Source organism: Streptomyces sp. DH41 (genome assembly GCF_029813785.1).
Classification (GTDB): Bacteria; Actinomycetota; Actinomycetes; order Streptomycetales; family Streptomycetaceae; genus Streptomyces.
The window spans coordinates 268,772-293,259 of record NZ_JARVKY010000008.1 but is presented as its reverse complement, the minus strand read 5'-3'; the positions used below and the strand labels follow the sequence as shown (position 1 = coordinate 293,259).

The window sequence follows — 24,488 nt, the reverse complement described above, 5'->3', positions numbered from 1 at the left end:
GCAATGCCGCATCTCCCCGCCTGGTCCTCGACGGCAAGGTGCGTGGCGTCCCGGTGCACGGCCATTCGGGTGTCGGCGGGGAAATCGCACAGATCGACTCCATCGTCATGGACACCAACGGCGTACTCAGCGAGAACATCGAATGCCCGGCGCTCGCAGGGCCTGCGCTCGCACCGTCGAGGGCGTTGAATCGGGTGACCGACGTGGCCTGTCACGCTCGTTGACACCAAGGCGCATATGAAGGACGACGGCCTGACCGCAGGCCGTCTGCGCACCTTCGGCCCGCCGACGCGGGGAGCGCGAGCGCGACAGTCCGACGACGTCTCGCGCCTGCCGGCGCTCAGTCGTCGCGGGGCCGCGCTGGTCCCACGGGCAGACCGAGCAACTGCCGGGTTGCCCTTGCCGGCGTTCCAGGCGCTCGCGGATGGGGCTGGTGGCGGCACCCAGGTGTATTGACCCGCAGGGTTGTTCACGCGGCGCAACTCGTGAAACGCAAGGATCACGTGGGGCCGGAGCGGCTCGTAGTCGCCTTGACCGGCTACTTCGACGACGACTACGAGCCGATCGAAGAAGAGCCGGTACCCGGTACGTGCTTCGGCGTCGGCCGCGGACCGTGGGGTCGGCACGTCGGCCGAAGCGGGGGCGGGCAACGTCCGCTGTGAGGGGATCGAGGCGGTGCTCCACAGTCGGACCGGTGACGGTGGCGAGCCCTCGCTCGTACAGGAGGCCGCGGCGGCCGTCGCGGGCGCGATGGACACCCTCTGCGAACTCTTCGGCGCCGCACCTTCCCTCGGACGCAGGTGTGCTCGCCGTCCCTCATGCCGCTCTCCTTTCGGTCGCAGGTGGGTGCCGTGCTCGACCTGACTCCGGGTCAGAGAGCCGCGAGCTCCTCCGCGAGAATCCGAAGTGTGTCCTTGGGGAAGGAGCTGCCGGACATGGCCGCCAGGGAGATCAGCGAGGTGCTGCCGATTATCTGAAGCAGCTCGGTGTCGACGAGGGTCGGCATGTGCGTGCGTATCACCTCCACTGCCTTGGGGTCCCCGAGCAGAACCGCGATCGGTGTCCGCAGGGAGAAGTGGCCGGACGGGTAGTCCTCGGGCCGGGGCAGCGGTTCCCGGGCCGCTTCCGCCTGAATCCGCTGCGCCCGCACGAGGAGGTGCTCCTCGGTCGCGGGACCCTCTATGGGCAGCCCCAGGCGCTCGTACTGGCTGACAGGGGCGTCGCAGTCACGCATCAAGCCGAGCAGGAGGTTCGCCATGCGCAGCTCCTGCGCGTCGTCCACGATCGGATCGGCCTGTTCCGGGTCCGTCTGCAGATCGAACAGGAGCGTGCCGAAGTGGTGAGGATTGAAGTAGGTGCGCCCGGCCACGCGGACCGTCCGCACGCCTTTGGTGAAGGAGAAGGGGTCGGCGAGTTCCATGTCCGCCAACTCGTCCGGGGTGAAACGCCCGCGCATATGGGTGGGCATGAGCGTGTGCTCGTACAGCGGGGTGTTGTCAGGCGATGCAGGGGCGCGCATGTAGACATACCGTCCATCGGTCACGTTCACGTGTCCGCCGTGGATGCCGAACAGGCCCGCCTCACGCACCGGCCGGTCGTCCGCGATGGGCAGCGGATGCCCCTGCATGTCCGCAGGGCGGTCGACTCCGAAGAACTCCAGCAGGGTGGGGGCCAGGTCGACGGTCTGCACGAGCGCGTCGCGGCGCTCGCCGGCGGTGCCCGTCCGCGGGTCCCAGACAAAGAGCGGCAGGTGTACCAGTTCGTTGTACCAAGGCTGCACCGACTTGCCCCACCAGCTCTTCTCACCCAGGAGCAGGCCGTGGTCGGTGCACACGATCAGCATCGTGTCCTGCCACATGTCCTGCTCGTCCATGAGATCCATGACGCGCCCGAGGGAGCGGTCGCACATGGACAGCAGCGCCGCGTACTCCAGACGCGCGTGCCGCACCTGGTCGTCGGTCTCGGTGACCTGCCGGTAGTCGGGCCAGTCGAAGTGCGGACCGTCGTAGTCGTGGGGGTACAGGTCCTTGTAGTGCTGATGGCTGAAGAACGGCTCGTGCGGGTCGAACGTCTCGATCTGCAGGAACCATCGGTCCTCGGCTCCGTTGGTCCGCATGAACTCCAGACCGGCGTCGAAGGTGAGAGTCTGGCAATGGCGGTCCTCGGTCGGCATGTACTGCCGGTTCACCCAGTCCTGGCGGTACACCTCCAGCCGCACCTGCTTGAGGTCCGCCACGGGCATCGGCGGCTCCCCGACGTGGCCCTTCCAGGCGTCGCCCTCCTGGCCGCGGAAGAACTCCCACGTCGAGTAGCGGTTGTGGTAAGTGGCCCCGCCGTCCTCCCAGTAGTGCGGGTGGTCGCTCGCCAGGTGCGTGTGGACACCCTTCCGCTTGAGCAGTTCCGGCATCGAGTCGTCGAACGGTTCCAACGGACCCCAGCTGCGGTGCAGGAAGTTGTGACGTCCCGTGTGGATCTCCCGACGGGCCGGCATGCAGGGCATGGAACCCGCATAGCAGTTGTCGAAGGTGGCGGACCGTTCGGCGAGCCGGGCGAAGTTCGGCGCGTGCGTCCAGTCGCAGCCGTACGGCGGCAGCATGTGACGGTTGAGGCTGTCGAACATGACCATGATGGCTTTCATGCCAAGGGGCTCCTGGTGCGTGTCGGAGAGGGCCGGGGGAATCGGAGGACCGGGTAGTCGAGTTGTCGCGTGGGACGGTGTGCCCCGCGTCCGCGGGTGTCAGCCGGGGGCCGTTGGTGTGGTGTCCACGTCGCGGGCACAGCGGAAGCCGGTGTGCCCGCTGCCGCCGTCCGGAGGGTTGGCCGTGCGGGCGGCGACGCGGTAGCGGTTGCAGTAGGAGACGTGGCAGAGGTGCGAGCCGCCCCGGATGACCTTGCCAGGACCGTTCCCGGGGCCCAGGGGATCGGTCACCGTGCCGGTGGGGTGGGCCGTGGTCCACCAGTCGGCGCACCATTCCCACACGTTGCCGGAGGTGTTGTACAGGCCGAACCCGTTCGCCTCGAAGGCATCGACGGGTGCGGTGCCGCGGTAACCGTCCGCGGCTGTGTTCTTCGTGGGGAAGGTACCGCGCCAGATGTTGCAACGGAACGTACCGTCCGGGTCCAGCTCGTCGCCCCACGGATAGCGCTTCTGCTCCAGGCCGCCACGCGCGGCGTACTCCCACTCCGCCTCGGTGGGCAGCCGCTTGCCGGCCCAGGCACAGTAGGCGGCGGCGTCGTTCCAGGAGATGTGCACCACTGGGTGGTTCTCGCGACCCTCCCAGGTGCTCCCGGTCCCTTCCGGGCGGTCCCAGCGCGCTCCGGTCACGCCGCACCACCACGGTGTGCGGGGCGGCCGGGGCGCGCCGCGGCGCAGCGCGGCGGGCAGGAAGCCGGCGAAGACGTACGACCAGCCGATGTGCTCGGCCTCGGTGACATGGCCGGTGGCGTCGACGAACTCGGCGAAGCGTGCGTTGCTCACCGCGTGCGTGTCGATGTGGAAGGGCGAAAGGCGCACCGTGCGTACCGGGCCCTCGCCGTCGGTCCGATGACCCTCCGCGTCGTCGGTGCCCATCAGGAACTCACCGCCGGGCAGGCGGACCATTCCGTCCACGGATCCTAGATACGTCGCAGTGGACCGACCGGTCCATACCTCTGCGGAGCGGTCCCGATGTGGCGCGCAGCAAGGGGAGGGGGAGGTGGAGGCCGGGTCCATGGTGCAGCTACTCCTGAGCGGATCGCTTTGAAAGAGGTCGTGCCGTCACCCTAGCCGTCAATTATTTGGAATAATAGATTTTCAGCGTCGAAACGTCGCGGCCACACGGGCGCTACCGTTGATCGACGCTTCTCTGTTTCGCTCGGTGGTGTGTGGTTGTACTCGAAGATCTGCTCGGTGCGGCACCGAGGGGCATGGAAGGCGGCCTCCGACTCGGTGTAGACAAGCCCTTGGGCGATCCGGGCTACGACCTCTTCCTCGTGAGCATGCGGCACGGCGGAAAGCTCCCTTTGTTCGACTTCTTCGGCACAGGCCCGGCGCGCCTCCGTCGACCGCGCGTTCCAGAGCCTACGTACACCGCGAAGACACTGTGAATCCTTTCGCCCCGCAGTGAACTCGCGTCGCTCCTTGTCCCCGATGCCGTAGCGGCGGTGGATGGCTCGGATACCGCTTGGCCCTTCTGAATGCTGACCTGCCATCTGGCCGGCGTGACGGCCTTGCTCGGGGGCCCGCCCTCTGCTGATCACTGTCGGTACGGTAGCCGGTGCCGTCACCTGTCCCACGCCAGACGACAAGCAGTGCAGGGCCCTGGCGGCGCGGCGACTGCTCGGTGTCGGGATGGGGCCGGGGCGACCTTCATGGAAGTGGAAGCTGCTGTGTGTCGGCCGGCCGATCAGTCGGTCTCGGCACGGTGAGCGGGAACGGCAAGAGTGACACTGCCCGCGATCTGTTCGCTGCTGGTGCCCACCAGGACCGTGACGTCACCGTCCTCGATGCCGCGGGTGCCGTCCGGCAGGGTGTAGAACAACCGGGTCAGCGGAGCCCTGAGCACTGTCTCGACGCTGTCGCCCGCCGGCACAGTCACCCGCTCGAAGGCGAGCAGCTGGCGCACCGGGCGCACGACGGAACCGTGCTCGTCGCGGGCGTAGACCTGCACGACCGTGGAGCCGTCCCGGTCGCCGGGATTGGCCGTCCGCGTGCGTACGACGATCTCGGCGCCGTCGTCCGAGAGCATCGCGTCCTGCAAGGTGACTTGTAGGTCCGTGTAGCCCAGACCGTGTCCGAACGGGTAGAGCGGACCGTCGTCCAGGTCGTTGTATCCGATCCGGCGTCCCGTCGGGTGCCCGTAACCGCTGCCGTACGGGTGGCCGTGGTGGAGGGGGACCTGGCCGACGTGCCGGGGAAATGACGAAGGCAGGCGCCCCCCCGGTTCCGAGGCACCGGTCAGGACGCTCGCCACCGTCGCCGGGCCGTGGGCGCCCAGCAGCGGAGCCAGCAGCACCGCGGCGGACGCCTCGGCGACGTCCGGGACGACGAGCGGGCGTCCCGTGACCAGGACTGTCACCAGCGGCGCCTCGGCCCTCGCGAGCACCGACACCAGTTCGTGCTGGTCGCCGGGGAGGAGCAGTCGGGCTGAGCTCTGTCCTTCGCCCGCCGTGTGCTCGCCCGCCCATCCGGTGCGCTCACCGACGACGGCCACGACGACGTCCGCTCCCCGCACCGCGTCGAGCACCGTGTCGGCGTCGATGTCGCCGGACGCGTCGGGTGAGCCTGCGTCGACGAACGTGATGTCGAGCCCCGGGACGGCGGTCAGTGCGTCGAGGAGCGTCGGCGTGTCCGGGTACTGCTCGCGGGTCTGCGCCTCGAAGCGGGGGCCGATGCCGGGAATCCGGGTGTTGAAGAGCTCCGTGAAGATGTACGTCTCAGGGTCGACGCCGGGGACCTGACCGGATGTGATGAGCTGCATGGCCAGCGGGATCTCGGCGTTGGCGACATCGGTGTAGGCGCCGAAATGGATCCGCAGTTCGTTGGCGAGGCGCCCGACGACGGCCACCTTGGCACCGGTCCGCAGCGGCAGCGTGCCGTCGTTCTGCAGCAGTGTCACCGCGTGCTCCGCGATCTCCCGCCCGACCGCGTCGGCCTCCGGCCGGTCGAGCGGGGCGGGGGTGCGCAGCCTTCGGCGCGGCTGGTGATCCGGTACCAGGTCCATGGCGCGCTTGACCTCCAGTACGCGCTCCACGGCGGTGTCGATCGCCTCCTCGCCGATCAGGCCGGCTTCCACGGCCTCACGCAGCTTGTGGAAAGTCCCGTCCGCCGGAAGCTCCACGTCCAGTCCCGCCGAAAGCGCTTGGGCGGCGGCTTCCCGCTCGTCGCGAGCGGTGTGGTACACGGAGTTCAGCATGGTGACGGCGTCGTAGTCACTGACGACGAGACCGCTGAAGCCGAGCTGGTCGCGCAGCAGGTCGGTGAGGAGCCAGCGGTTGGCCGCGGCGGGCACTCCGTCGATCTCGTTGTAGGAGTTCATGACGATGCTGAGACCGGCCTCGTCAATCGCGCGCCGGAAAGGTATGGCGTACTCGTCGGTGAGCTGGCGGCGGCCCAGGCTCGTCCGCGCCTGGTTCAGAGCGCCGTCCGAGCTGCCGTAGCCGAGGAAGTGCTTGCCCGTGGCGAGGACACCCGTGTCGACTTCGGGCCCTTGGATGCCGCGGATGAAGGCGACGCCCATCTGCGCCGCCAGTTCCTGGTCCTCGCCGAACGTCTCGTGGACCCGGCCCCAGCGGGGGTCGCGCGCCAGGTCCAGCACGGGGGAGAAGCACAGCTGGATACCGTAGTCACGAAATTGGGCGCTGGTCAGTGCGGTGCTACGTCCAATGAGGCCCGGCATCCAGGTGGCGGCCTGCGCCCACGCCGTGGGGAACTGCAGGCCGGTGCCGTGCACGAGTCCGTTGAGCCCTTCGGCGTGAACGAGGGTGCCGATGCCGAAGCGGCTCACCTCGCGCGCCTTCGTCTGCACGTCGGCGAAGACGCGCCGCAGTCCGTCGGCGGACAGCGGCAGCATCCATGAGAGCGACAGGTGACCGAGCCCATGGGGCCGCAGTTCGGCGATCTTGTCGACGTCGATGAAGAACGCGGCCTTGCGGCCCTCCTCGGTGGAGAGGTCCACACCCGGCTCCTGCCGCATCGAGAAGAGGGCCGGGAGCATCATGCCGTTCAGCTGGGCGATCTTCTCGTTCAGGTCCATCCTGCGGACCAAGGCGTTGAGGTCGGTCATGCGGTGTTCTCCAGATCGGTGGTTTCAGTGGGTGCGGCAAGGCTGTCGGGCCCACGGGCTGTGCCCCGTGGACCGGGAAGGGGAAGGCAGTCGGGCATGGGCTCGGAGGAGACGAGGTTCTGGCCGTTGCCCCGTGCGACGCAGCCGAGCTGGAGCAGGCTGGGTTCTGGCGTGCGCGCGAAGGTGCGGTGATCGCCCGCGGTCAGGCTCATGGAGATCATGACGGCGGGCATGGAGCGCTCGTCACCGCAGCGCTCCATGCCCGGCCTTGGTCCCTCGCAGGACCGGTCGCTGGTGACGTTGTCGCCCATGACCTGGTAGGCGGCAGCGGCCGTGCCCCACGGGAGGCCTTCGCGGGACGTGGTCACTGCGTGCCTTTCGTACGTGCTTGCCGATCACCGTGCGGCGACTCTTTGAGAGAAGGACTACGACTGTGCGGTCGGTTCGTGGTCGGGGCCGTCGTCCGGTGCGGTGTTGGCCGCGAACAGCAGTTGGCGCAGTTGCTCGGTGGAGAACCCGTGGCCGCCGGTCAGGGAGCGCATCCGACCTACCGGCATGGCGGCCACCGCCTGGGCGGTGTCGATGCCGAGTACGTCTTCGGCCGTGGAGGCCGAGGTTTCGTGGCCCTGCATCAGGGGGGCGATGATCTGCCCGGCGACGGGATGCGCCATCAGCTCGCCGACGGTGGAGTCGGCGGTGAGCGTCAGACGCACCGTGTCCCCGGCGACGGTCACCGGTGAGCTCAGCCGGATGTCGCGGCTGGACGCCGCCGCGCTCACCTCATACACACCGCCCTGGACCACCCAGCGGTGGGCTCGAACATCCCAGTAGGCGAGGTCATGACGGGGTACGAACACGGTGACGCGGGCGCTCTGGCCGGCCTGGAGATCCACCGCCTCGAAGCCCTTGAGCTCACGCGGTGGACGTGTCACACCCGTGGGTCCGGTGACGTAGAGCTGCACGATCTCACGGCCGTCGGTGCTTCCGGTGTTGGTCACCGTGACGGCAGCGGTGAGACCGGCGTCGTCCGCGGTGACGGTCAGATCCTGGTAGTGGAAGGCGGTGTAGGACAGTCCGTGGCCGAAGGGGAACTCCACTTCCAGATCACGGGCGTCGTAACCGCGGTACCCGACGAAGAGGCCCTCGCCGTATGGCACGTGCAGCCCCTCACCAGGAAAGTGGAGGTAGGAGGGCGCGTCCTGCAACCGCAGGGGGATCGTCTCGGCGAGGCGGCCGGAAGGGTTCACCGCGCCGAACAGTACATCGGCCACCGCGCCGCCGCCGGCCTGGCCCAGGAGCCCGGCGTCGAGGAGGGCGGGAACGAGGTCCGCGGCGGGGCGCAGGCGCAGTAGGCCGCCGTGGCAAAGGACGACCACGGTTCGCGGCTGTACCACGGCGATCTCCGCCAGCAGCGCGGTCTGTTCGGCGGGCAGTTCGATGTCGGGCCGGTCGGCGCCCTCGCTCTCCTGCTCGGTGGCCAGGCCCAGGAAGACAACTGCGACATCCGCGCTCCGGGCCGTTTCCTTGGCCTCGGCGCGCAAAGCGGCCGCATCGGCGTCCTTGGCCGGGGAGAAGCCTTCCGCGAATGTGACGGTCGCGTCCTGGGCCAGCGCGCGGATCTCGTCCAGGGGGATGTCGACACGGGCGGCGTTGACGCGGGAGCTCCCTCCTCCCTGGTAGCGGGGCTCCTGCGCGAATCGGCCGATCACGGCGATCGAACCGGTCGCGGGAAGGGGCAGCAGACCGTCGTTCTTCAGCAGTACGACGCTGCGGCCCGCGGCTTCCCTGGCGAGTCGGTGGTGTGCGTCCAGGTCGAGAGCGGGGGTCTGCTCACGGCCCTGCTTCACCCTGTCGGCCAGCAGCATGAGGCGCGCGACACTTCCGTCGAGGGTGTCCTCGGCCAGATCCTGGGCCTTCACCGCGGCGACGACCGCCTCCTCGTTCTCCGAATCGCCACCGGGCATCTGCAGGTCCAGCCCGGCGGCCAGCGCCTTGACGCGATCCCCGACGGCGCCCCAGTCACTGACGACCACCCCGTCGAATCCCCACTCGCCGCGCAGCACCTCGGTGAGCAGCCAGCGGTTCTCCGTCGCGGGAATGCCGTTGATCCGGTTGTACGAGGCCATGACGGTCCAGGGGCGAGCCCTCTTCACGACACGTTCGAAGGCACGTAGATAGATCTCCCGCAGCGTTCGCTCGTCGACGTCCGCGCTCACCCGCATGCGTTCGTGTTCCTGGTTGTTGACGGCGAAGTGTTTGAGGGAGGCACCGACCCCTCTGCTCTGCAGACCCTTGACCCAGGCCGCGCCCAGTTCCCCACTGAGCAGAGGGTCCTCCGAGTAGTACTCGAAGTTGCGTCCACACCTGGGATCGCGCTTGATGTTGATCCCCGGGCCGAGCAGCACGTCCACGCCCAGCGCCCTCGCCTCGGCCCCCAGCGCCGCCCCGACCCGCTCGACGAGGTCGCGGTCCCAGCTCTGTGCCAAGGCGACGGCGGGAGGGAAACACGTCGCCGGTTCGCTCGGTGCGATGCCCAGGGCGTCCGCGGAATCGACCTGCCGACGCACACCGTGAGGGCCGTCGGTGAGCAGCATCGACGGACAACCGGCGACGCCCTTGGTCATCCAGAACGACTGGCCGCTGCCGAGAGCCGCCTTGTCTTCGAGAGGGACAGCGGGGGACTGGGGGGCGAGAGGGCTCATGGCTGCTTTCTCGTGGTGGCTCAGGGATGCAGGGGGCGGACCGGGCGCTGCCCCGGGTCAGGTGGGAGCAGCGCCCGGCAGATGGAGCCTCCCTCGTCGAGTGAAGCTCCGGCACGGGAGCTCGGAGCTTGGCATGGGATCCCGCGTGGGCGTCCGGCTCGGGTGGGGCAGTGCTGGGGCCCCCGCCTCGTCCCGCCACGCTTGGATGAGCACGTCGCCCCCCCTAGGTAACCCGCATTAGTAACCCGCTTCAGACAGAGAACAGGAGGATGGCGGGGGTGACAAGATTCACTTCGGTCACGAAAAGGTTACGGCCGTGATTGCTGATGCCCCGGCGGGTGAGGTCCGACAGGAGACACCCCATAGCCTTGGCAAAGTACGTTCCCTAGTCGACCCCGTGAGAGGCCATGAGGCAGCCCGGCAAGCGCGCCACCAGCAGCGACGTAGCGAGAACCGCAGGTGTATCGCGAACGACCGTCAGCTTTGTGCTCAACGACCGCCCGGGCCACGCCATCCCGGAGGAAACCCGCCGGCGAGTGCTGCAGGCTGCCTCCGAACTCAACTACCGTCCCCACGCCTCCGCGCGCACCCTCGCCGGAGGGAGCAGCCGTATCGTGCTGCTCGTGCTGCCGGACACTCCCGTGGGCTCGGGGATCGGCCAGTTCACGGAAGAACTTTCCCTTGCCCTGGCCGAGCGCGACCTCACCCTGATCATCCACATCAGCACCAGTGGCTCACAGGCGCTGCCAGACGTCTGCGCCGTCGTGGACGCCTCCGCCGTGATCGCATTGGGTAGGTTCGACGGTGCCACCCGCACGGCCCTGCGGGATGCCGGGGTCGGCCTCGTCCAGTCCCTGGACGATGGAGAGCCCGCGATGCAACAGGTCGGGCGACTGCAGGCCGAGCACCTCATCGAGCGCGGACACCGGAAGATCGGATACGCCCTGCCGTCCCATCCGGTTCTGCGCCGCCTGGCGGAGGTCCGCCTGCGAGGAGTCACGCAAGCCTGCGAAGCGGCGCTGCTGGACCCGCCGGACGTCCGCACCGTGGCCATGAGCCCCGCAGTCGCCGACGAGGTTGTGTCGCGGTGGACGGCGCAGTCCGTCACCGCCGTGTGCGCCTACAACGACGAGACGGCCATGGCGGTCCTTGCCGGCCTGCGCGCGCGAGGACTGCGCGCTCCGGACGATCTGGCCGTGGTCGGCGTCGACGACATCCCTGTCGGCGCCCTGTCCGACCCTCCGCTGACCACGATCCGCTTTGACCTGCACTCATCCGCACAGAGGCGGGCCGACACCGTGGCCGCGGCCTTGGCGGGCCGGACTCGCCCGGCACAGGCCGCTCTTGAACCGTTGCTCGTGCTCCGGCAGACCACCTGACCCCGAGCACGTTCACTCATCACAAGGCGGGCGGAATGCCCGCAGCCCTTCGGCTCGTAGACCCGCCTGCCTCCCCGAGCAGCAGGTCACGCCGATTGGCGGCGTATGAGCCGGGGTTGGGCGCCCGACCGGCCGATGTGCGGATCCCCCTGCGCCAGCCCCGCAACCACAGCGGCGGCGAGCTGGTGTCCCGCCCCCTTCAGGTCGAACGCCACGGTGGTCAGCGAGGGCGCGGCAACAGCAGCCACCGGGACGTCGTCCACCCCCACCACCGCCACGTCCTCGGGCGCCGACAGACCACGCACTCGCATTCCGGCCAGTACGGCGAGCGCGACCTCATCGTTGAAGGCGCACACAGCCGTCACCGAACGCCGTGTCCACTCACCGACCGCCCGAGCCGCTCCCTCCGCGCTGAGTTCCGTCGGCAGCGCAACCGGAGGAACAAGGCCGTGCTCGGCGCATACGTCCGCTACCGCGCGTAGTCGGCCTTCCGCCATGACAGAGAAGGCTCCTTGCGTCGGCAGCCCGTATCCCAGGCGGCGGTGCCCCTGTCCGACCAGGTACTCCGCTTGAAGGCGCCCGATCGAGGCGTCAGGAACCGAGGCGTCCTTCCCCGTCGTGAGTACCACCTGGGCGCCCGACTCGCGGAAAGCCTCCACCGTGCCCTGGTCGAGTGGACTGAGCGCGATGACTGCGGACGCGTGCACGGTGGCGCACACGTCCACGAGCCGACCTCTGTCAGGGCTGGCCAGATGGGTCACCAGCGTCAGCCCGCTCTCGGACAGCGACGCGCCGAATTCCTCGATGAACACAGACATGCTGACGCTGACCGGCAAACCGGACAGGAGGAGAAGGACCACGTTGCTACGCCCGGAAGCCAAGGTCCTGGCCGCAGCACGTGGACGGTAACCGAGACTGCGCACCGCTTCCAGCACCTTTGACCGAGTCTCGTCCGAGATGCCTTGGTCAAGTCTGTTGTTGAGGACGAAACTGACGGTCGTCTGGGAGACCCCCGCAGCCCGGGCGACATCACCACTCGTCACCCGCTTCGAGGGACGCTTCATTGTTCCCTCCGCCCTGTCGTCCGCATTTGCACTGACTCTCGGGTAACGATACGACAGGCGTCGATGTCCGCCCCGGGGGCGTCTGACAGACCGGTGTCGCCAAAGCGCGCCCACGCCCGAAGATGGCGTCGGCGTCCATGAGGTCCGAGACGAAGATCGTGACTGTGGTGACGAAGTGACCATCCCGCGACACCCCGGCTTCGACAGACGGACCGACCACCTGCTCCGCCCGTGACGAGCACCGCGGGACGCGGTCGGAGGCCCGTCAGACGGCGGACAGCCGTCGTCGACGGGCAGGACAGCACCGTTGATGCTGCTCGCGGTGCCGAGGCGAGGAACGGGATCGCCGAGCCCTGCTCCTCCGGCTGTGACACACGGCCGAGTCGACGAAGTGCGGGCCGAGTGCCGTGGGGCCGTGCGCGGTCCCATGGGCGTCCACGGAGATGGCGGTGGCGGTGCCGCCCGGGCACATGGCGTGATTCGGACGCCGTTCTGGTACATCACCGCGAGCGACTGGGGCAGGCCCACGATGCCGTGCTGGGAGGCCGTGTACGTGGCGCCTTCCGCGCTGCCGCGCAGGGACGCCTCGGAGGCGGTGTGCACGGTGGCGCCGCGTCCCGCAGTCGGCATGTGTGGCAGGACGGCGCGGGTGAGCAGAAAGGGCGCGGTCAGGTTGACGCGGATGACCCGCTCCCACTCGGCGTCGCTCTGAGTGACATGAAGCGGGAGTGCAGATCCGCTCGTCGTGGATCACCAACAGGGAGGGGCGGGTGACCGCGGGCCGCGGACGGAGGGGCGGCCGCCGCTGACCGGGCGGGGGCGCAAGACCGCCATCCGGCTGGAGACCGGACACGCCGCGGTGGTCCTGTTCATCGGACGGTTTGGTAACGAGAGCTGCGTCAAGCCTCTGTTTCCCCCGCATCGAGGTGATCGCCACCGCGCTGCGACGGTGGGTGCCCTGCTACGGCTTTCCCGAATCCCTGGCCGCCTCACGTGATCCTGCGGACGCGATGGTGTAGCGGGCTACACCATCGCTCTGCCCGACGCGCACGCCTAACGTGGGCGTCATGTGGGAGTCGATGGTGCAGGCCAAGCGGGCTACGGTCCAACTCGGCAGATCCGTGGCGATGGTGTTCGCCATGTGGTTGTTCATCTGCGTGTTGTTGATCGCGGCCATCGGCACGCTGAGCCTGGTCGGTGCCTGGTTGCTGCCGGAGGTGGTGCTGCTGATCCGTCGCATTGCCAATGCGAAGCGCTTCATGGTGGCCACGTGGACCGGTCACGAGATCCCGCAGGCCTACCAGCCGGTCACCGGCCGACTGCGTCAGCGTCTGCGTACGGTGCTGCGCGACCCCGGAACACGTTCCGACCTGCGGTGGATGGCCGCCTTCTACGTCTACGGCTGGATGGGTGTATCGGCTCTCCTCCTGTGGCCGCTCGGCCTGGCCGTGGACGGCGTGTGGAGCGGACTGCTGAGAAGGCGCCCAGTCGTGCTGCCGCTGATCAGCCGCCTCGCAGATGTGGAATCCCGATGGTCGGCTGCCCTGCTCAAACCGTCTCCGCAGGCGCTACTGGCCGCCAGGGTGGACGAACTGGCCGCGACCCGTGCAGACGCCATAGCCGCCCATGAAGCGGAACTGCGGCGCATCGAACGCGACCTCCACGACGGAGCACAGGCACACCTGGTGGCGCTGTCCATGCGGCTCGGGCTCGCCCGACGCGCTTACGACCACCAGCCGGAAACCGCACGCAGGCTCCTCGACGAGGCGCAGGACCAGGCGGAGAAGGCCCTGACGGAGTTGCGGCACGTGGTGCGCGGCGTCCACCCCCCGATCCTGTCCGACCGAGGCCTGGTCGGAGCCGTACGCGCCCTGGCCGCCGGCAGCGGCCTCGACGTGGTCGTCGACGTCGACGGGTTGGCCGACGACGGCCCCCGGGCACCTGCGGCGGTGGAGGCGGCCGCGTACTTCGCGGTCGCCGAGGCACTGACCAACGCGGCCAAACACAGCGGTTCCGGGCAGGCGTCCGTCCGCCTCCAGCGGTTGCGCAACGCCGTGCGGGTCGTGGTCAGGGACGAAGGCAGAGGCGGGGCGGACATGAACGCCGGGACCGGGATGATCGGCATCCAGCGCCGCGTCGCGGCGCTGGACGGTAGCGTTACGATGACAAGTCCTGAAGGAGGACCGACCATCGTGGACGTGGAACTGCCTTGCGTGTGGTGATCGCTGAGGACAACGCACTCCTGCGCGAAGGCCTGATCCTGCTGGTCACCTCGGCCGGACACGAAGTCGCGGCCGTCGCCGGAACCGGACCCGAGGTCCTCCCGGCGTTGCTGGAGCAGCATCCGGACGTGGCAGTGCTGGACGTGCGTATGCCTCCTGGTTTCCGGGACGAAGGGCTGCGCGCGGCGCTCGCCGCGCGGGAAAAGATCCCGAACCTGCCGGTTCTGGTGCTCTCGCAGTATGTGGAGGAGTCGTACGCCGCCGAACTGCTCCGCGGCGGCAACAGCGGTATCGGGTACCTGCTCAAGGACCGTGTGGGCCGGGTGGATGAGTTCCTCGACGCGCTCGAGCGGGTCGCGGCCGGCGGCACCGCTCTGGACCCCGAGGTCGTCACCGAGCTCCTCATCCGCCGTCGGGACTCGCCTCTCGACTCGCTGACCCCCCGCGAACGTGAGGTCCTGAAGCTCATGGCGGAGGGGCACGACAACACCACCATCGCCCGGACCCTGGTCGTGACGGAACGAGCGGTGAGCAAGCACATCGGCAACGTCTTCCTCAAACTCGGGCTCCCGCCCAGCGACAGCGGTCACCGCCGGGTCCTGGCCGTCCTGACGTACCTGAAGAACCCCAGCACAGCCGTCTGACACGCCGGGAGGCAGGGCCGGCGGCCTCGGCGCTGCCGGGGGCAGCCACCCGCGAGGGTGTAGCGGACTACACCATCGTTTGGGGAGATCACTCCCTCGTCGCGGACCGCGCCGGACGGGATCGTAGAGAGCAGAGACCAGGCCCCTTTCCTGCTCCGCCCAGCGGATGCCGGGGGCGGTTCCTCTTCCCGCTCTGTACCGCTGATGTGGAGGCATTCTCCCCGCCATGGCAACATTTCTGTATAGCGTCGGCCGTATGGCTGTCCGGTGGCGCTGGCTGGTCACGCTGCTGTGGGTGGCCGTGCTGGCCGCCGCCGGCTTCGCCGCCACCAAGGCGTCCGCGGCCCCTGACGACGGGTTCGCCCTCCCGGGCCTGGAGTCGCAGAAGGCTTTCGACCTGATGGACGAGCGTTTCCCGGGCTCCGGTGCCGAAGGTGCGAGCGCCCGGATCGTCTTCGTGGCGCCCGACGGGCAGAAGGTCACCGCCACGCAGAACAGGGAGGCCATCGAGGAACTGGTCGATGAGGCCGCTGACGGCGCGCAGGTGGTCCGCGCGGTCGACCCGTTCCAGGCGAAGGCCGTCAGTGAGGACGGCACGATCGCGTACTCGACCGTCACCTTCCAGGTGAAGGCCGCCGATCTCACCGACGCCAGCAAGGAACATCTGGAGAAGGCCGTCGACCAGGCACGGGACTCCGGTCTGACCGTCGAGACCGGCGGTAACGCTCTGGCGACGCAGCCCTCCGCGGGCGGGACGGCTGAGGCGATGGGGATCGCGGTGGCCGCGGTGGTCCTGCTGATCACCTTCGGCTCCATGGCGGCGGCAGGGCTGCCGCTGTTGACCGCGATCATCGGCGTCGCCATCAGCATGACCGGCATCATCGCCCTGGGCAGCACCTTCGGACTCTCCCTGACCACCGGCACGCTCGCCTCCATGCTCGGCCTGGCCTGCGGCATCGACTACGCCCTGTTCGTCGTCTCCCGCTACCGCGAGGAACGCTCCAAGGGCCACGACTCACGCGAGGCCGCGGCACTGGCTGCCGGAACCGCCGGTTCAGCGGTGGTCTTCGCCGGCCTGACCGTGGTCATCGCTCTGGCGGGACTGTCCGTGGTGGACATCCCGATGCTGACCAAGATGGGCCTCGCCGCCGCGGCAGCGGTCGTGATCGCCGTCCTGATATGCCTCACCCTCGTCCCGGCTCTGCTGGGCTTCTGGCCCAACGCCGTCCTCGCCCGCCGCGTCCGCAAGAGCGCCAAGCGTGACCGACGTGACTGGGAGGGCACCGGGCCCCACCACGACCGACCGGCCACCGACAACGCTGGCGCCCGTTGGGCCCGCCTCGTGGTGCGCCGCCCCCTTCCCGTGCTGCTGCTGGGCGTCATTGGCCTGGGCGCACTCGCCGTTCCGGCAGCCGACCTGCAACTGGGCATGCCGGGCGACGAGGCCAAGCCCACCTCCACCACCGAACGCCGTGCGTACGACGCCCTGGCCGAGGGCTTCGGTCCCGGCTTCAACGGCCCACTGACCCTTGTCGTCGACACCAAGAACAGTGACGACCCCCAGGCCGCCGTGACCACCATCTCCAAGGAGATCGCCGAGACCGACGGCATCGTGTCCGTCTCCCCGCCCCAGTTCAACCAGGCCCGCGACGCCGCCATCATCACCGCGACCCCGTCCACCGCCCCCACCGACACGGCCACGATGGACCTCGTCAAGACCATCCGTGGTGAGCGTCAGGCAGTGGAGAAGGAAGCCGGTGCCACCTACGAGGTCACAGGCTCCACTGCGGCGAACATCGACTTCGCCGAGAAGTTCCAGTCCGCGCTGATGCCCTACCTGATCGTCGTGGTCGGCCTGGCCATCGCGCTCCTGATGCTGGTCTTCCGCTCGATCCTTGTCCCTCTCAAGGCGGCACTGGGCTACCTGCTGTCCGTCCTGGCCGCCCTGGGCTCCGTGGTCCTGGTCTTCCAACACGGGTACGGCGCCGAACTCCTCGGTGTCGAGCAGACGGGACCGATCATGAGCATGATGCCGATCTTCCTGGTGGGCATCGTGTTCGGACTTGCCATGGACTACGAGGTCTTCCTCGTCTCGCGTATCCGTGAGGCCCATGTCCACGGCGAGAGCCCTCGTCAGGCCATCATCTCCGGCTTCCGCTCCAGTTCCCGCGTGGTCGTCGCGGCAGCCCTGATCATGATGGCGGTCTTCGCCGGCTTCGTCGGCTCCACCGAGTCCATGATCAAGATGATCGGCTTCGGTCTGGCCGTCGCCGTGTTCTTCGACGCCATCATCGTCCGCATGGCCATCGTGCCCGCGGTCCTCACCCTGCTGGGCGACCGAGCCTGGCGTCTGCCGCGCTGGCTGGACCGGATGCTGCCCGACATCGACGTCGAGGGCGAGGCGCTCACCCGCAAGAAGGCCCCCGCCGGCCCACCCACTCACCCGCGGGAGAGTGAGCCTGCCTACCGCGGATAGAGCTACCCCGCATCTCCGGTGGGGCGGCTAACACCCGGCCCACCGGTCATCCGGGGCCGCCCCCAGCGGCAGCGGCCCCATGACTCGCCGCATCCGTGGGGACGGGGGGCGGCGAGTCCAGGGCCCGGCGGCCGAGCGCATCTCGTTCGGCCGCCGGGCTCTGCCGCATACCCGCGTCCCGCAACCAGGGCGGTGTACCTTCCTGCACCCCGAGAGGGGTGTGCTCTCCCGACGGAACAGCCACTCAGCGGCATCGTGGGAGCCGGGCCATCACGGCGACCGTACCGACAAGCACCAGGTCAGCCGTCGAGGACACCTCTCGATCGCCGTCCGTTGGCGCCATGGGCGGACGCGAAGTCGGAAACGTCGCCGAAGGAGAACCAGGGATGAACACCCCGGCTGCCGTGGCCCTCGCACTCGCATCCGCCGTCGCCTACGCGGGCCGCAGCTGCCATGCAGCATCGCGTGGCCGAGAGGACTGCCACCGTCGGCGGTCTGCGAGCGGTGCTGCCGAGCCGGACCTGGTGGGCGTCGACCGCCGCCAGCGCCGTCGGCGCGGCCCTGCACGTCGCGGCCCTGGCCCGCGGTCCGCTGGGCCTGGTGAAGTGTCTCGGGGCCCTGACCATCAGCATCGCCGTTCCGATCGGCGCTCGAGCGACAGGCAGACGCGTCGGCCGGGCCCGGTGGAAGGCTGTCTGTCTGACCGTTCTCGGCTTCGTCCTGTTCGTCCCCCTCACGTGCACCACCGGGACGGGACGCACCCTCCCCCCGCTGGGCGCCCTCGGCGTCGCGGTGACAGCTTCCGCCACCGCCTTCCTCGCGGTGGCGGTTCGTCACCCGACCCTGCGGCACCGGTGCTTGCCGCCGCCTCCGGCGTCATCGGTACCGCACTTCTCGGCGAGCGAGTCGCGGGCGGGGCCGGGAGCGCCGTCCACGGCATACTCCCGCTCACCTGCCATGCTTGCGGCGGTGAGCGGCGGCCGATGCCGGCGGGACCGGACCGTCCCATGCCGCAACCCTGTCCATACGATGCGTGCTCACCTGTCGTCCTCGAGGGGGAGAGCGTACGGACGTGAGCGTTTTCGTGCCGGCGACGGCGGAGTCAATCGGCGACGGCGGCGGTCCGCCACTCCGTCTCGGGGTCAAGTGGCCGGTCGGGCCGGTCGCGTTTGAAGGCCTCCGCCCGTTCCTCCGCCTTCGACACGGCGTGGTCGGGGGCACCGAATCCGCGGAACAGGGTCGCGCAATACTCACGGGATAGGAACACCGCATCCCACGGCCCGCCCGGCCGCACCCACTGATAGGTGTGGTTGTGCATGTTGAGGAACTGGAGAGTGGCCAGCCGGGGTGGCATCGAACGGAAGGTGCCTCGCTCGGATGCCTCCGTGAGCAGTCCCGAGATCAACTGCTCGAAGTCGGCGCGCTGGCCGAGCAGGGTCTCCAGCTCCACGCCGCTCAGACTGCGGTAGTCGTGCTCGTACACCCAGATGTGGTCGAGTTTCCGGAAGATGATCGTCAACAGTGATTCGGACAGCAGACGGAGCCGCACCAGGGGATCCGCGTCGAGATCCGCGATCTGCCGGCCACGGGACAGCAGCGGACCCATGACCCGTGACTGGATTTCGACGAGCAGGTTCTCCTTGGAGCCGATGTAGTAGTACAGGGCTCCCTTGGCGAGCCCGACCGCACGCCCCAGATCGTTGATGGACGTCGCCGCGTACCCTTGCCGGGCGAAAAGCGACGCCGCGACGTCAATGATCTTCTGGCGTCTGACCTCGTAGCCCGGTCCGTGGCCTGGCGGTCGTGGCATCGTGTCTCTCCCCGCTTGATGTGACGATGTACCGATCAGAGCCGCCTTCGCGGACCGCGTCGGACGGCTTGCGGGCATGACCGGGAGAAGCGGACTCCAGGGCATCGCTCAGTTGGCTAGACCAGACGGTACATCAGAGGCAGGCTAGGACCGCACGGACCGTATACCCTTCGTGCGCGCTGAGGAAGGACGCACTGTCCTCATCGGATCGGCCGTCGCGGAACGCCCGCCGCGCCAGGCGCCGTTCTGGCACGGGGACCGGCGTGCCGCCGTCTGAAGCAGGCCGAAGGGCACCAGGGCGGGTTCCGCCTCCCCGAATCGCGAGACACTCCTCGTGTGACGAGTGTCTCCACTGAGGAGTGACGCATGACTACGGTAGGTATCGCCACCGGTGCCGGTCGCGGAACGGGGGCGGCATGCGCGAAGCGCCTCACCGGCATGGTGGACGTGCTGTTGCTGGCCGACCGGAACGAAGCGGCCGTGGCCACGGTCGCGAGGAACCTGTCCGATCACGGCACGAAGGCAGTTGTCGAGCCACTCGGCATGGACATCACCAACCCTGAGGAAGTGGCCCGGCTGGCCGAGCGGGTCAGCGAGCTCGGCACGCTCCGGGCCGTGGCGCACGCCGAGAGTGTCGTGCCCTCGAAAGCCGACTGGCGGCGCATCCTTGAGGTCGACCTGGTCGGAACCGCGCTGCTCACCGAGGCACTCCGCCCGCAGGCCACCGTGGGCACGGCGTTCGTGTACTGCGCCTCGATCTCCCCGGTGATCGCTCACATCGACCCCGACCCGGCGGTCGCGGTCGTTCTCGACGACCCGTTGCAGGAGGAGTTCCTCGACCGGATCCGCGACGCGGTCGGTCCGGCGATCGAGGATCCGGCGTGGGCGTATCCGTGGGCCACCTACGGCGTGCACCGCTTCGCCCGCAACGAGGCGGTGAGGCTCGGACCGGTGGCAGCACGCGCGTGCTCGGTGTCACCCGGCGCCATCGAAACCCCAGAGAGCCGACTGGAGACGGCGTGGCGCGAGCCGGTCCGGCAGCTCATCCAGCGCACACCTCTGCGCCGTACCGGCCGGCACGAGGAGGTCGCCGCCGTCGCCGCGTTCCTGCTGTCGGACGAGGCGAGTTATGTGAGTGGCACCGACATCGTCGTCGACGGTGGCCTGTGCGCCGCCATGCAGGACGACTGACACGGCGCGGCGTCTTCCTGCGGCCGAGAGCCGGCACCTCCTGACGGGGAAACGGAGGGTGCAGGCCGGCTCTGCGGGACCGGCTCAGGAGGCCATCGTCTTCAGCCTCTCGATGTCGGCCAGACGCTGTCCCGAGGTGTGAGCCAGGGGGCGGACCTGGAGGGTGGTGACCCCGGCGGCTCGGAAGACCTCGAGCCGTTCGGCGACGTAGGAAGCGGGGCCGACCAGGGACATCGCCCGCAGCAGGTCGGCGGGCACGGCAGCCGCCGCCTCCTCCTTGCGCCCGGCCAGGTACGACCGACGTCGCGGGGCACGGCCACAGGCGTGCGGATCGTCCTACGCGGCCACCGGTTCTCCGTCCGCCTTCTCAGCCAGCTCCTTCTCCTCCGAGGAGATCGCCTTCAACAGCACGTACGGCGTGGCGATCTTCCAGACGGCGTAGGCGATCGTGGGGATCAGGTACGCGAGCAGTCCGTTCCAGGCGAACGGCCCGGTCCGGTTGAGGAAGACGAAGGCTCCCGGGATGAGCAGCACCCCCCCCCACGTTCTTCGGCGCCTACGACGAGTGGAGCTGGGCACCCGGCCGGCCCCAGCTGCACCTGGTCACCAACACGGTCGTCACCTCCACCGGGCCCGACGAGGCGACGGCGACGAGCGACGCGCTCTTCCTGCAGCGCGGCGAGGCGGGCTGGGCGCCGCAGGTCGTGGGTCACTAAGAGGACGTCTTCCACCGCGTCGACGGCACCTGGCTGCTGCGGCGCCGCAAGACGACGTATCAGCTCTGAACATCCCCCACCCCTTCGAGCTTGGAGAACGATGACTACGACATCCGCCGACACGGCGGCGTCGGTCGCCGCCGGCGTGCAGGCCGCAATCGCCGCCTACGCGCAGGCGCTGGACGCCGGCCGCACCGACGACATCGCCGACCTCTTCGTCCCTGACGGCGTGGCCGAGATCTCGGGAATGGCCACCTTCGAGGGCAGGGACGCGATCCGGGAAGGCTACGCGGCCTTCGCGCCGGACCTGCCCCAGCTGCACATGGTGGCGAACACGGTGATTCCTCGTGCACCGAGGAGGAGGCCACGGCCGTCAGCGACCTGGCGTTCCTCCAGCGCGGTGAGGCGGGCTGGGCCGTGCAGATGGTCGGGCGCTACGACGACACGCTGCGCCGGTACGAGGGCGAGTGGAAGTTCCTGCGCCGGGTCACGACCTTCAGGCCCTAGCAGTACCCGGACGAACGCGGATCGCCCGTACCATAGGGGCGGTACGGGCGATCCGCCGGGTCAGGCTTCGGTCTTCTCCGGGGCCTTGGAGAAGGTGAAGGCCGGGAAGCCGGTGTCCTTGGACTCCCGGATCAACTCCTGCAGCTTCCAGCGCCCGGTCGGGTTGAGCAACTGCTTGACCGGCTTTCCGGGGATGTTCGCGCCGTAGAAGTAGCTGCTTTCGAGGAAGGAGGATTGCCCCGCGCTGTCGTTGACGAGGTCGGTCCACTCCTGCTCGGCGGCGGGTGTCACCTCGACGACATCATGGCCGCGGTCGCGCGCGTGGACCAGCAGATCCATGACGTAATCGCCCTGGTCGCCCGAGTAGCGCGGGTTGTTGCCGAGTGCGCCGTGGGGGCCGCCAGGGAAGTAGAAGTTGGGGAAGCCCGCCGTGGTGACGCCGAGGTAGGTCGACGGGCCGTCCGCCCAGTGCTTCTTGAGCTCGAGGCCGCGCCGGCCGCGGACACCCAGCCGGTTGAGGGCGCCGGTGCCGAAGTCGTAACCGGTCGCCCAGATGATGATGTCGAACTCCTGGTGGCCCTCGGAGGTCTCGATCCCGGTCTCGGTGATGCGGAGGATCGGCGTCTCGTTGAGGTCCACGAGCTGCACGGTCGGCTTGTTGTACGCCTCGTAGTAGCCGGTGCCGAAGGGGGGCCGCCGACCGCCATAGCCGTGCCCCTTGGGGATCAGCTTCTCCGCGGTTTCCGGGTCCTTGACGATGGAACGGATCTTCTCGGCGATGAACGCACACCACTCCTCGTTGACCGTGGGATTCGTGGTCATGTCGTAGTAGTGCTCGGAGAGCTTGGTGAAGCCGGGGCTGTTCCACTTCGCCTCGTAGAACTCCCGGCGCTGCTCGGGGGAGTCCTCCAGACCCGAGCGCATGACGATCTCGTGGAGGAAGCCACTGGGGGAGGTGCTGAGCGTGTCGCGGATGGACTCGAAGCCGACCTTGAGACCGGCCTGTTCCTCGGGTGTGATCGGCCGGTTGTTGAGCGGGGTCAGCCAGTCGGCCACCTTCTGGTACACCGACAACCGGGCTACCTGGTCGGCGATCGCGGGCACGATCTGGACGCCGCTGGAGCCGGTGCCGATCTGGGCCACGCGCTTGCCGGTGAAGTCCACGGGTGTCTTGGGCCAGCGGCCGGTGTGGTGCTGCTCGCCGCGGAATTCGTCCCGCCCGGGGATGTCCGGGATGAACGGCACGGAGAGGATGCCGGTCGCCGCGACGACGTGTCGCGCCCGGTGCTCCACGCCGTTCTCGTCGCGCACGGTCCAGGTGCCGGTGTTCTCGTCCCAGACCGCCGCGTTGACCTTGGAGCCGAACTCGATGTGTCGGCGGAGGTCGAACCGGTCGACGACGTAGTTGAAGTACCGCTCGATCTCCGGCTGGCCGGCGAAGTGCTCCGACCACTCGCACTCCTCCCACAGCTCCTTGGAGAACAGGTAGCCGTAGGTGTAGCTCTCGGAGTCGAGGCGAGCCTCGGGGTAGCGGTTCCAGTACCAGGTGCCGCCCACGCCACTGCCGGCCTCCAGCAGACGCACCGTGAACCCGGCCTCCCGGGCCCGGTACAGCTGATAGATGCCGGTGACGCCGGCACCGATGACCAGTACGTCGACGAGGCCCCGGTCCGACGGGCTGGTCGTCATGGTTTCGTGCATGTGCTCTCCCGCGTGACCTTGTTTGTTGAGTCGACCGGTCGATCTAATAAGGGGGGAGCGTAGAGGAGGGTCCGGCTTCCTTCAATGGATGGGGATCCCGTCAAACGGTTGATTGTACCGACCGTCTGGTCTAACATTCGCTCAGGACGTGTCATGGTGCAACGGGAGTCAGCCATGAGCGACAAAGACGTCGAAGGCACCACCAGTCTGCGGGCCGAGGGTTGGAAGGCCATGCGGGCCGCCCTGCCGGGGGTCTTCCCTGAAGGGGACATCGATCTGCGGGACGGACGCCTCGGGGAGGACCTCGTCGATATCGGCCTGACCAGCGTCTGGGGGGTGCTCTGGGGCCGCGAGGGTCTCGCCCCGCGGGACCGGAGCCTGGTCACGCTGGGGATTCTCATCGCCCTCGGGGCCGAGACCGAGCTGAAGACCCATGTCCGCATCGCGCTGACGAACGGACTGACCCGGGACGAGATCGCCGAGGTGATCTACCACTCCAGCGGCTACGCCGGTTTCCCGCGAGCGGTCGGCGCCCGCACCGCCGCCCGCGAGGCGCTGGAGGCCTGACCGGCCCCCGTCGAGGGCCGGTCCGTGGCGCCCTTCCACCAAGTACATGAGGAGCACACATGTCATTGCAGGGAAAGGCTGCGGTCGTCACCGGCGGTGCCCGGGGGATCGGACGCGGGATCGCGACCGTGCTCGCGGCGAAGGGGGCTTCCGTAGCCGTTTGGGACCTGAACGCCGAGGGTGCCGAGAAGACCGTCGCGGAGATCAACGAGGCGGGCGGCAGGGCCGTCGCCGTCGGCGGCGACGCCGCCGACGCCGAGGCGGTGGCGCGGTCGGCGGCGCGCACCCGTGAGGCGTTCGGACCGGTCACGATCCTGGTCAACAACGCCGGGACGACCGCCTACGAGCCCTTCACCGGCATCAGCGAGGCGGCCTGGGACCGCATGATCGGCAGCAACCTCAAGGGACCGTTCCTGGTCACCAGGGAACTGGTGCCGGACATGCTCGAGGCCGGCTGGGGCCGGATCGTGAACATCTCCTCGTCCTCCGCCCAGACGGGGGCGCCGGCGATGGCCCACTACGCGGCCTCCAAGGGCGGTGTCATCGGGCTCACCAGGGCTTTGGCGGTCGAGTACATCGACAAGGGGATCACCGTCAACCACGTCCCCCCGGGGTTCATCGACACCCCGCTGGTGCGCCAGGGCCCCGTCGACGTGGACGCGGTGGCCGCCACCATGCCGATGAAGCGCGCCGGTACCCCCGAGGACGTGGCGCACGCGGTGGCCTACCTCGCCTCGGAGGAGGC

Annotated in this window: 16 protein-coding genes and 3 pseudogenes; 8 read left to right on the top strand and 11 right to left on the bottom strand. The window is 68.9% G+C overall.

Features of this window, described 5'->3' with window-relative positions; all coding sequences use genetic code 11:
• Positions 1 to 871: 871 nt before the first annotated feature.
• The 5 genes from QC283_RS16470 to QC283_RS16450 all read right to left on the bottom strand — a co-directional run bounded on the left by QC283_RS16470 (position 872) and on the right by QC283_RS16450 (position 9,466).
• A complete protein-coding gene (locus QC283_RS16470) occupies positions 872 to 2,638 on the bottom strand; it encodes a sulfatase (protein WP_279562256.1) in 1,767 nt (588 codons plus the stop codon).
• 99 nt (positions 2,639 to 2,737) lie between these two features.
• On the bottom strand, positions 2,738 to 3,601 hold the full coding sequence (locus QC283_RS16465; RefSeq protein ID WP_279562274.1) for a formylglycine-generating enzyme family protein: 864 nt from the start codon (positions 3,599 to 3,601) through the stop codon (positions 2,738 to 2,740).
• A gap of 784 nt (positions 3,602 to 4,385) precedes the next feature.
• Positions 4,386 to 6,764, bottom strand: coding sequence for a beta-glucosidase family protein (locus QC283_RS16460; protein ID WP_279562255.1), 2,379 nt, complete (start codon positions 6,762 to 6,764; stop codon positions 4,386 to 4,388).
• On the bottom strand, positions 6,761 to 7,132 hold the full coding sequence (locus tag QC283_RS16455) for a hypothetical protein (RefSeq protein ID WP_279562254.1): 372 nt from the start codon (positions 7,130 to 7,132) through the stop codon (positions 6,761 to 6,763). The genes QC283_RS16460 and QC283_RS16455 overlap by 4 nt, the downstream gene beginning before the upstream one ends.
• A 57-nt stretch (positions 7,133 to 7,189) precedes the next feature.
• Entirely contained in the window at positions 7,190 to 9,466 is a 2,277-nt protein-coding gene (locus tag QC283_RS16450) for a glycoside hydrolase family 3 C-terminal domain-containing protein (protein ID WP_279562253.1), read from the bottom strand.
• Positions 9,467 to 9,873: 407 nt separating this feature from the next.
• On the opposite strand from QC283_RS16450, the gene QC283_RS16445 reads away from it, so the two are divergent.
• A complete protein-coding gene (locus QC283_RS16445) occupies positions 9,874 to 10,845 on the top strand; it encodes a LacI family DNA-binding transcriptional regulator (RefSeq protein ID WP_279562252.1) in 972 nt (323 codons plus the stop codon).
• A gap of 86 nt (positions 10,846 to 10,931) precedes the next feature.
• Here the strand turns inward: QC283_RS16445 and QC283_RS16440 are convergent, their stop codons facing one another.
• Positions 10,932 to 11,909: a LacI family DNA-binding transcriptional regulator gene (locus QC283_RS16440; RefSeq protein WP_279562251.1), complete on the bottom strand. Its 978-nt coding sequence runs from the start codon at positions 11,907 to 11,909 to the stop codon at positions 10,932 to 10,934.
• A 279-nt stretch (positions 11,910 to 12,188) separates the two neighbouring features.
• Positions 12,189 to 12,617, bottom strand: a pseudogene (locus QC283_RS16435) (SDR family NAD(P)-dependent oxidoreductase); the annotation flags it as partial.
• A gap of 359 nt (positions 12,618 to 12,976) precedes the next feature.
• On the opposite strand from QC283_RS16435, the gene QC283_RS16430 reads away from it, so the two are divergent.
• The 3 genes from QC283_RS16430 (at position 12,977) to QC283_RS16420 (ending at position 17,251) form a co-directional block, all read left to right on the top strand.
• Entirely contained in the window at positions 12,977 to 14,131 is a 1,155-nt protein-coding gene (locus QC283_RS16430) for a sensor histidine kinase (protein ID WP_279562250.1), read from the top strand.
• A complete protein-coding gene (locus QC283_RS16425; RefSeq protein WP_279562249.1) occupies positions 14,119 to 14,775 on the top strand; it encodes a response regulator transcription factor in 657 nt (218 codons plus the stop codon). Before QC283_RS16430 ends, QC283_RS16425 begins: the two co-directional genes overlap by 13 nt.
• Before the next feature lie 226 nt (positions 14,776 to 15,001).
• A complete protein-coding gene (locus tag QC283_RS16420) occupies positions 15,002 to 17,251 on the top strand; it encodes an MMPL family transporter (RefSeq protein WP_279562248.1) in 2,250 nt (749 codons plus the stop codon).
• A gap of 1,102 nt (positions 17,252 to 18,353) precedes the next feature.
• Here QC283_RS16420 and QC283_RS16415 read toward each other — a convergent pair.
• The gene (locus tag QC283_RS16415) at positions 18,354 to 19,061 is read right to left on the bottom strand and encodes a TetR/AcrR family transcriptional regulator (protein ID WP_279562247.1); all 708 of its coding nucleotides are present in this window, start codon (positions 19,059 to 19,061) and stop codon (positions 18,354 to 18,356) included.
• 366 nt (positions 19,062 to 19,427) lie between these two features.
• On the opposite strand from QC283_RS16415, the gene QC283_RS16410 reads away from it, so the two are divergent.
• Positions 19,428 to 20,252, top strand: a complete 825-nt coding sequence (locus tag QC283_RS16410) for an SDR family oxidoreductase (protein ID WP_279562246.1) — start codon at positions 19,428 to 19,430, stop codon at positions 20,250 to 20,252.
• 84 nt (positions 20,253 to 20,336) lie between these two features.
• On the opposite strand, the gene QC283_RS16405 is transcribed toward QC283_RS16410, so the two are convergent.
• Together QC283_RS16405 and QC283_RS16400 are read right to left on the bottom strand one after the other, a co-directional pair.
• On the bottom strand, positions 20,337 to 20,510 hold the full coding sequence (locus QC283_RS16405; protein ID WP_279562245.1) for a hypothetical protein: 174 nt from the start codon (positions 20,508 to 20,510) through the stop codon (positions 20,337 to 20,339).
• 78 nt (positions 20,511 to 20,588) lie between these two features.
• Positions 20,589 to 20,786, bottom strand: a complete 198-nt coding sequence (locus tag QC283_RS16400) for a hypothetical protein (RefSeq protein ID WP_279562244.1) — start codon at positions 20,784 to 20,786, stop codon at positions 20,589 to 20,591.
• Between the two features lie 282 nt (positions 20,787 to 21,068).
• Here QC283_RS16400 and QC283_RS16395 point away from each other — a divergent pair.
• Positions 21,069 to 21,299 (top strand): annotated as a pseudogene (locus tag QC283_RS16395) (nuclear transport factor 2 family protein); the annotation flags it as partial.
• A gap of 236 nt (positions 21,300 to 21,535) precedes the next feature.
• Here the strand turns inward: QC283_RS16395 and QC283_RS16385 are convergent.
• Positions 21,536 to 23,176 carry a flavin-containing monooxygenase gene (locus tag QC283_RS16385; protein ID WP_279562243.1) on the bottom strand — a complete coding sequence of 547 codons (1,641 nt, stop codon included), beginning with the start codon at positions 23,174 to 23,176 and terminating at the stop codon, positions 21,536 to 21,538.
• Between the two features lie 174 nt (positions 23,177 to 23,350).
• On the opposite strand from QC283_RS16385, the gene QC283_RS16380 reads away from it, so the two are divergent.
• Entirely contained in the window at positions 23,351 to 23,743 is a 393-nt protein-coding gene (locus QC283_RS16380) for a carboxymuconolactone decarboxylase family protein (RefSeq protein WP_279562242.1), read from the top strand.
• Positions 23,744 to 23,802: 59 nt separating this feature from the next.
• Positions 23,803 to 24,447: pseudogene (locus QC283_RS16375) on the top strand (SDR family NAD(P)-dependent oxidoreductase); the annotation flags it as partial.
• Positions 24,448 to 24,488: the final 41 nt, after the last annotated feature.

What these genes read in the sequence shown, in the direction of transcription:
- QC283_RS16470 (WP_279562256.1), bottom strand. Translation starts at nt 2,638, where the DNA reads ATGAAAGCCATCATGGTCATGTTCGACAGCCTCAACCGTCACATGCTG.
- QC283_RS16465 (WP_279562274.1), bottom strand. Translation starts at nt 3,601, where the DNA reads ATGGTCCGCCTGCCCGGCGGTGAGTTCCTGATGGGCACCGACGACGCG.
- QC283_RS16460 (WP_279562255.1), bottom strand. Translation starts at nt 6,764, where the DNA reads ATGACCGACCTCAACGCCTTGGTCCGCAGGATGGACCTGAACGAGAAG.
- QC283_RS16450 (WP_279562253.1), bottom strand. Translation starts at nt 9,466, where the DNA reads ATGAGCCCTCTCGCCCCCCAGTCCCCCGCTGTCCCTCTCGAAGACAAG.
- QC283_RS16445 (WP_279562252.1), top strand. Translation starts at nt 9,874, where the DNA reads ATGAGGCAGCCCGGCAAGCGCGCCACCAGCAGCGACGTAGCGAGAACC.
- QC283_RS16440 (WP_279562251.1), bottom strand. Translation starts at nt 11,909, where the DNA reads ATGAAGCGTCCCTCGAAGCGGGTGACGAGTGGTGATGTCGCCCGGGCT.
- QC283_RS16430 (WP_279562250.1), top strand. Translation starts at nt 12,977, where the DNA reads ATGTGGGAGTCGATGGTGCAGGCCAAGCGGGCTACGGTCCAACTCGGC.
- QC283_RS16420 (WP_279562248.1), top strand. Translation starts at nt 15,002, where the DNA reads ATGGCAACATTTCTGTATAGCGTCGGCCGTATGGCTGTCCGGTGGCGC.
- QC283_RS16415 (WP_279562247.1), bottom strand. Translation starts at nt 19,061, where the DNA reads ATGCCACGACCGCCAGGCCACGGACCGGGCTACGAGGTCAGACGCCAG.
- QC283_RS16410 (WP_279562246.1), top strand. Translation starts at nt 19,428, where the DNA reads ATGACTACGGTAGGTATCGCCACCGGTGCCGGTCGCGGAACGGGGGCG.
- QC283_RS16385 (WP_279562243.1), bottom strand. Translation starts at nt 23,176, where the DNA reads ATGCACGAAACCATGACGACCAGCCCGTCGGACCGGGGCCTCGTCGAC.
- QC283_RS16380 (WP_279562242.1), top strand. Translation starts at nt 23,351, where the DNA reads ATGAGCGACAAAGACGTCGAAGGCACCACCAGTCTGCGGGCCGAGGGT.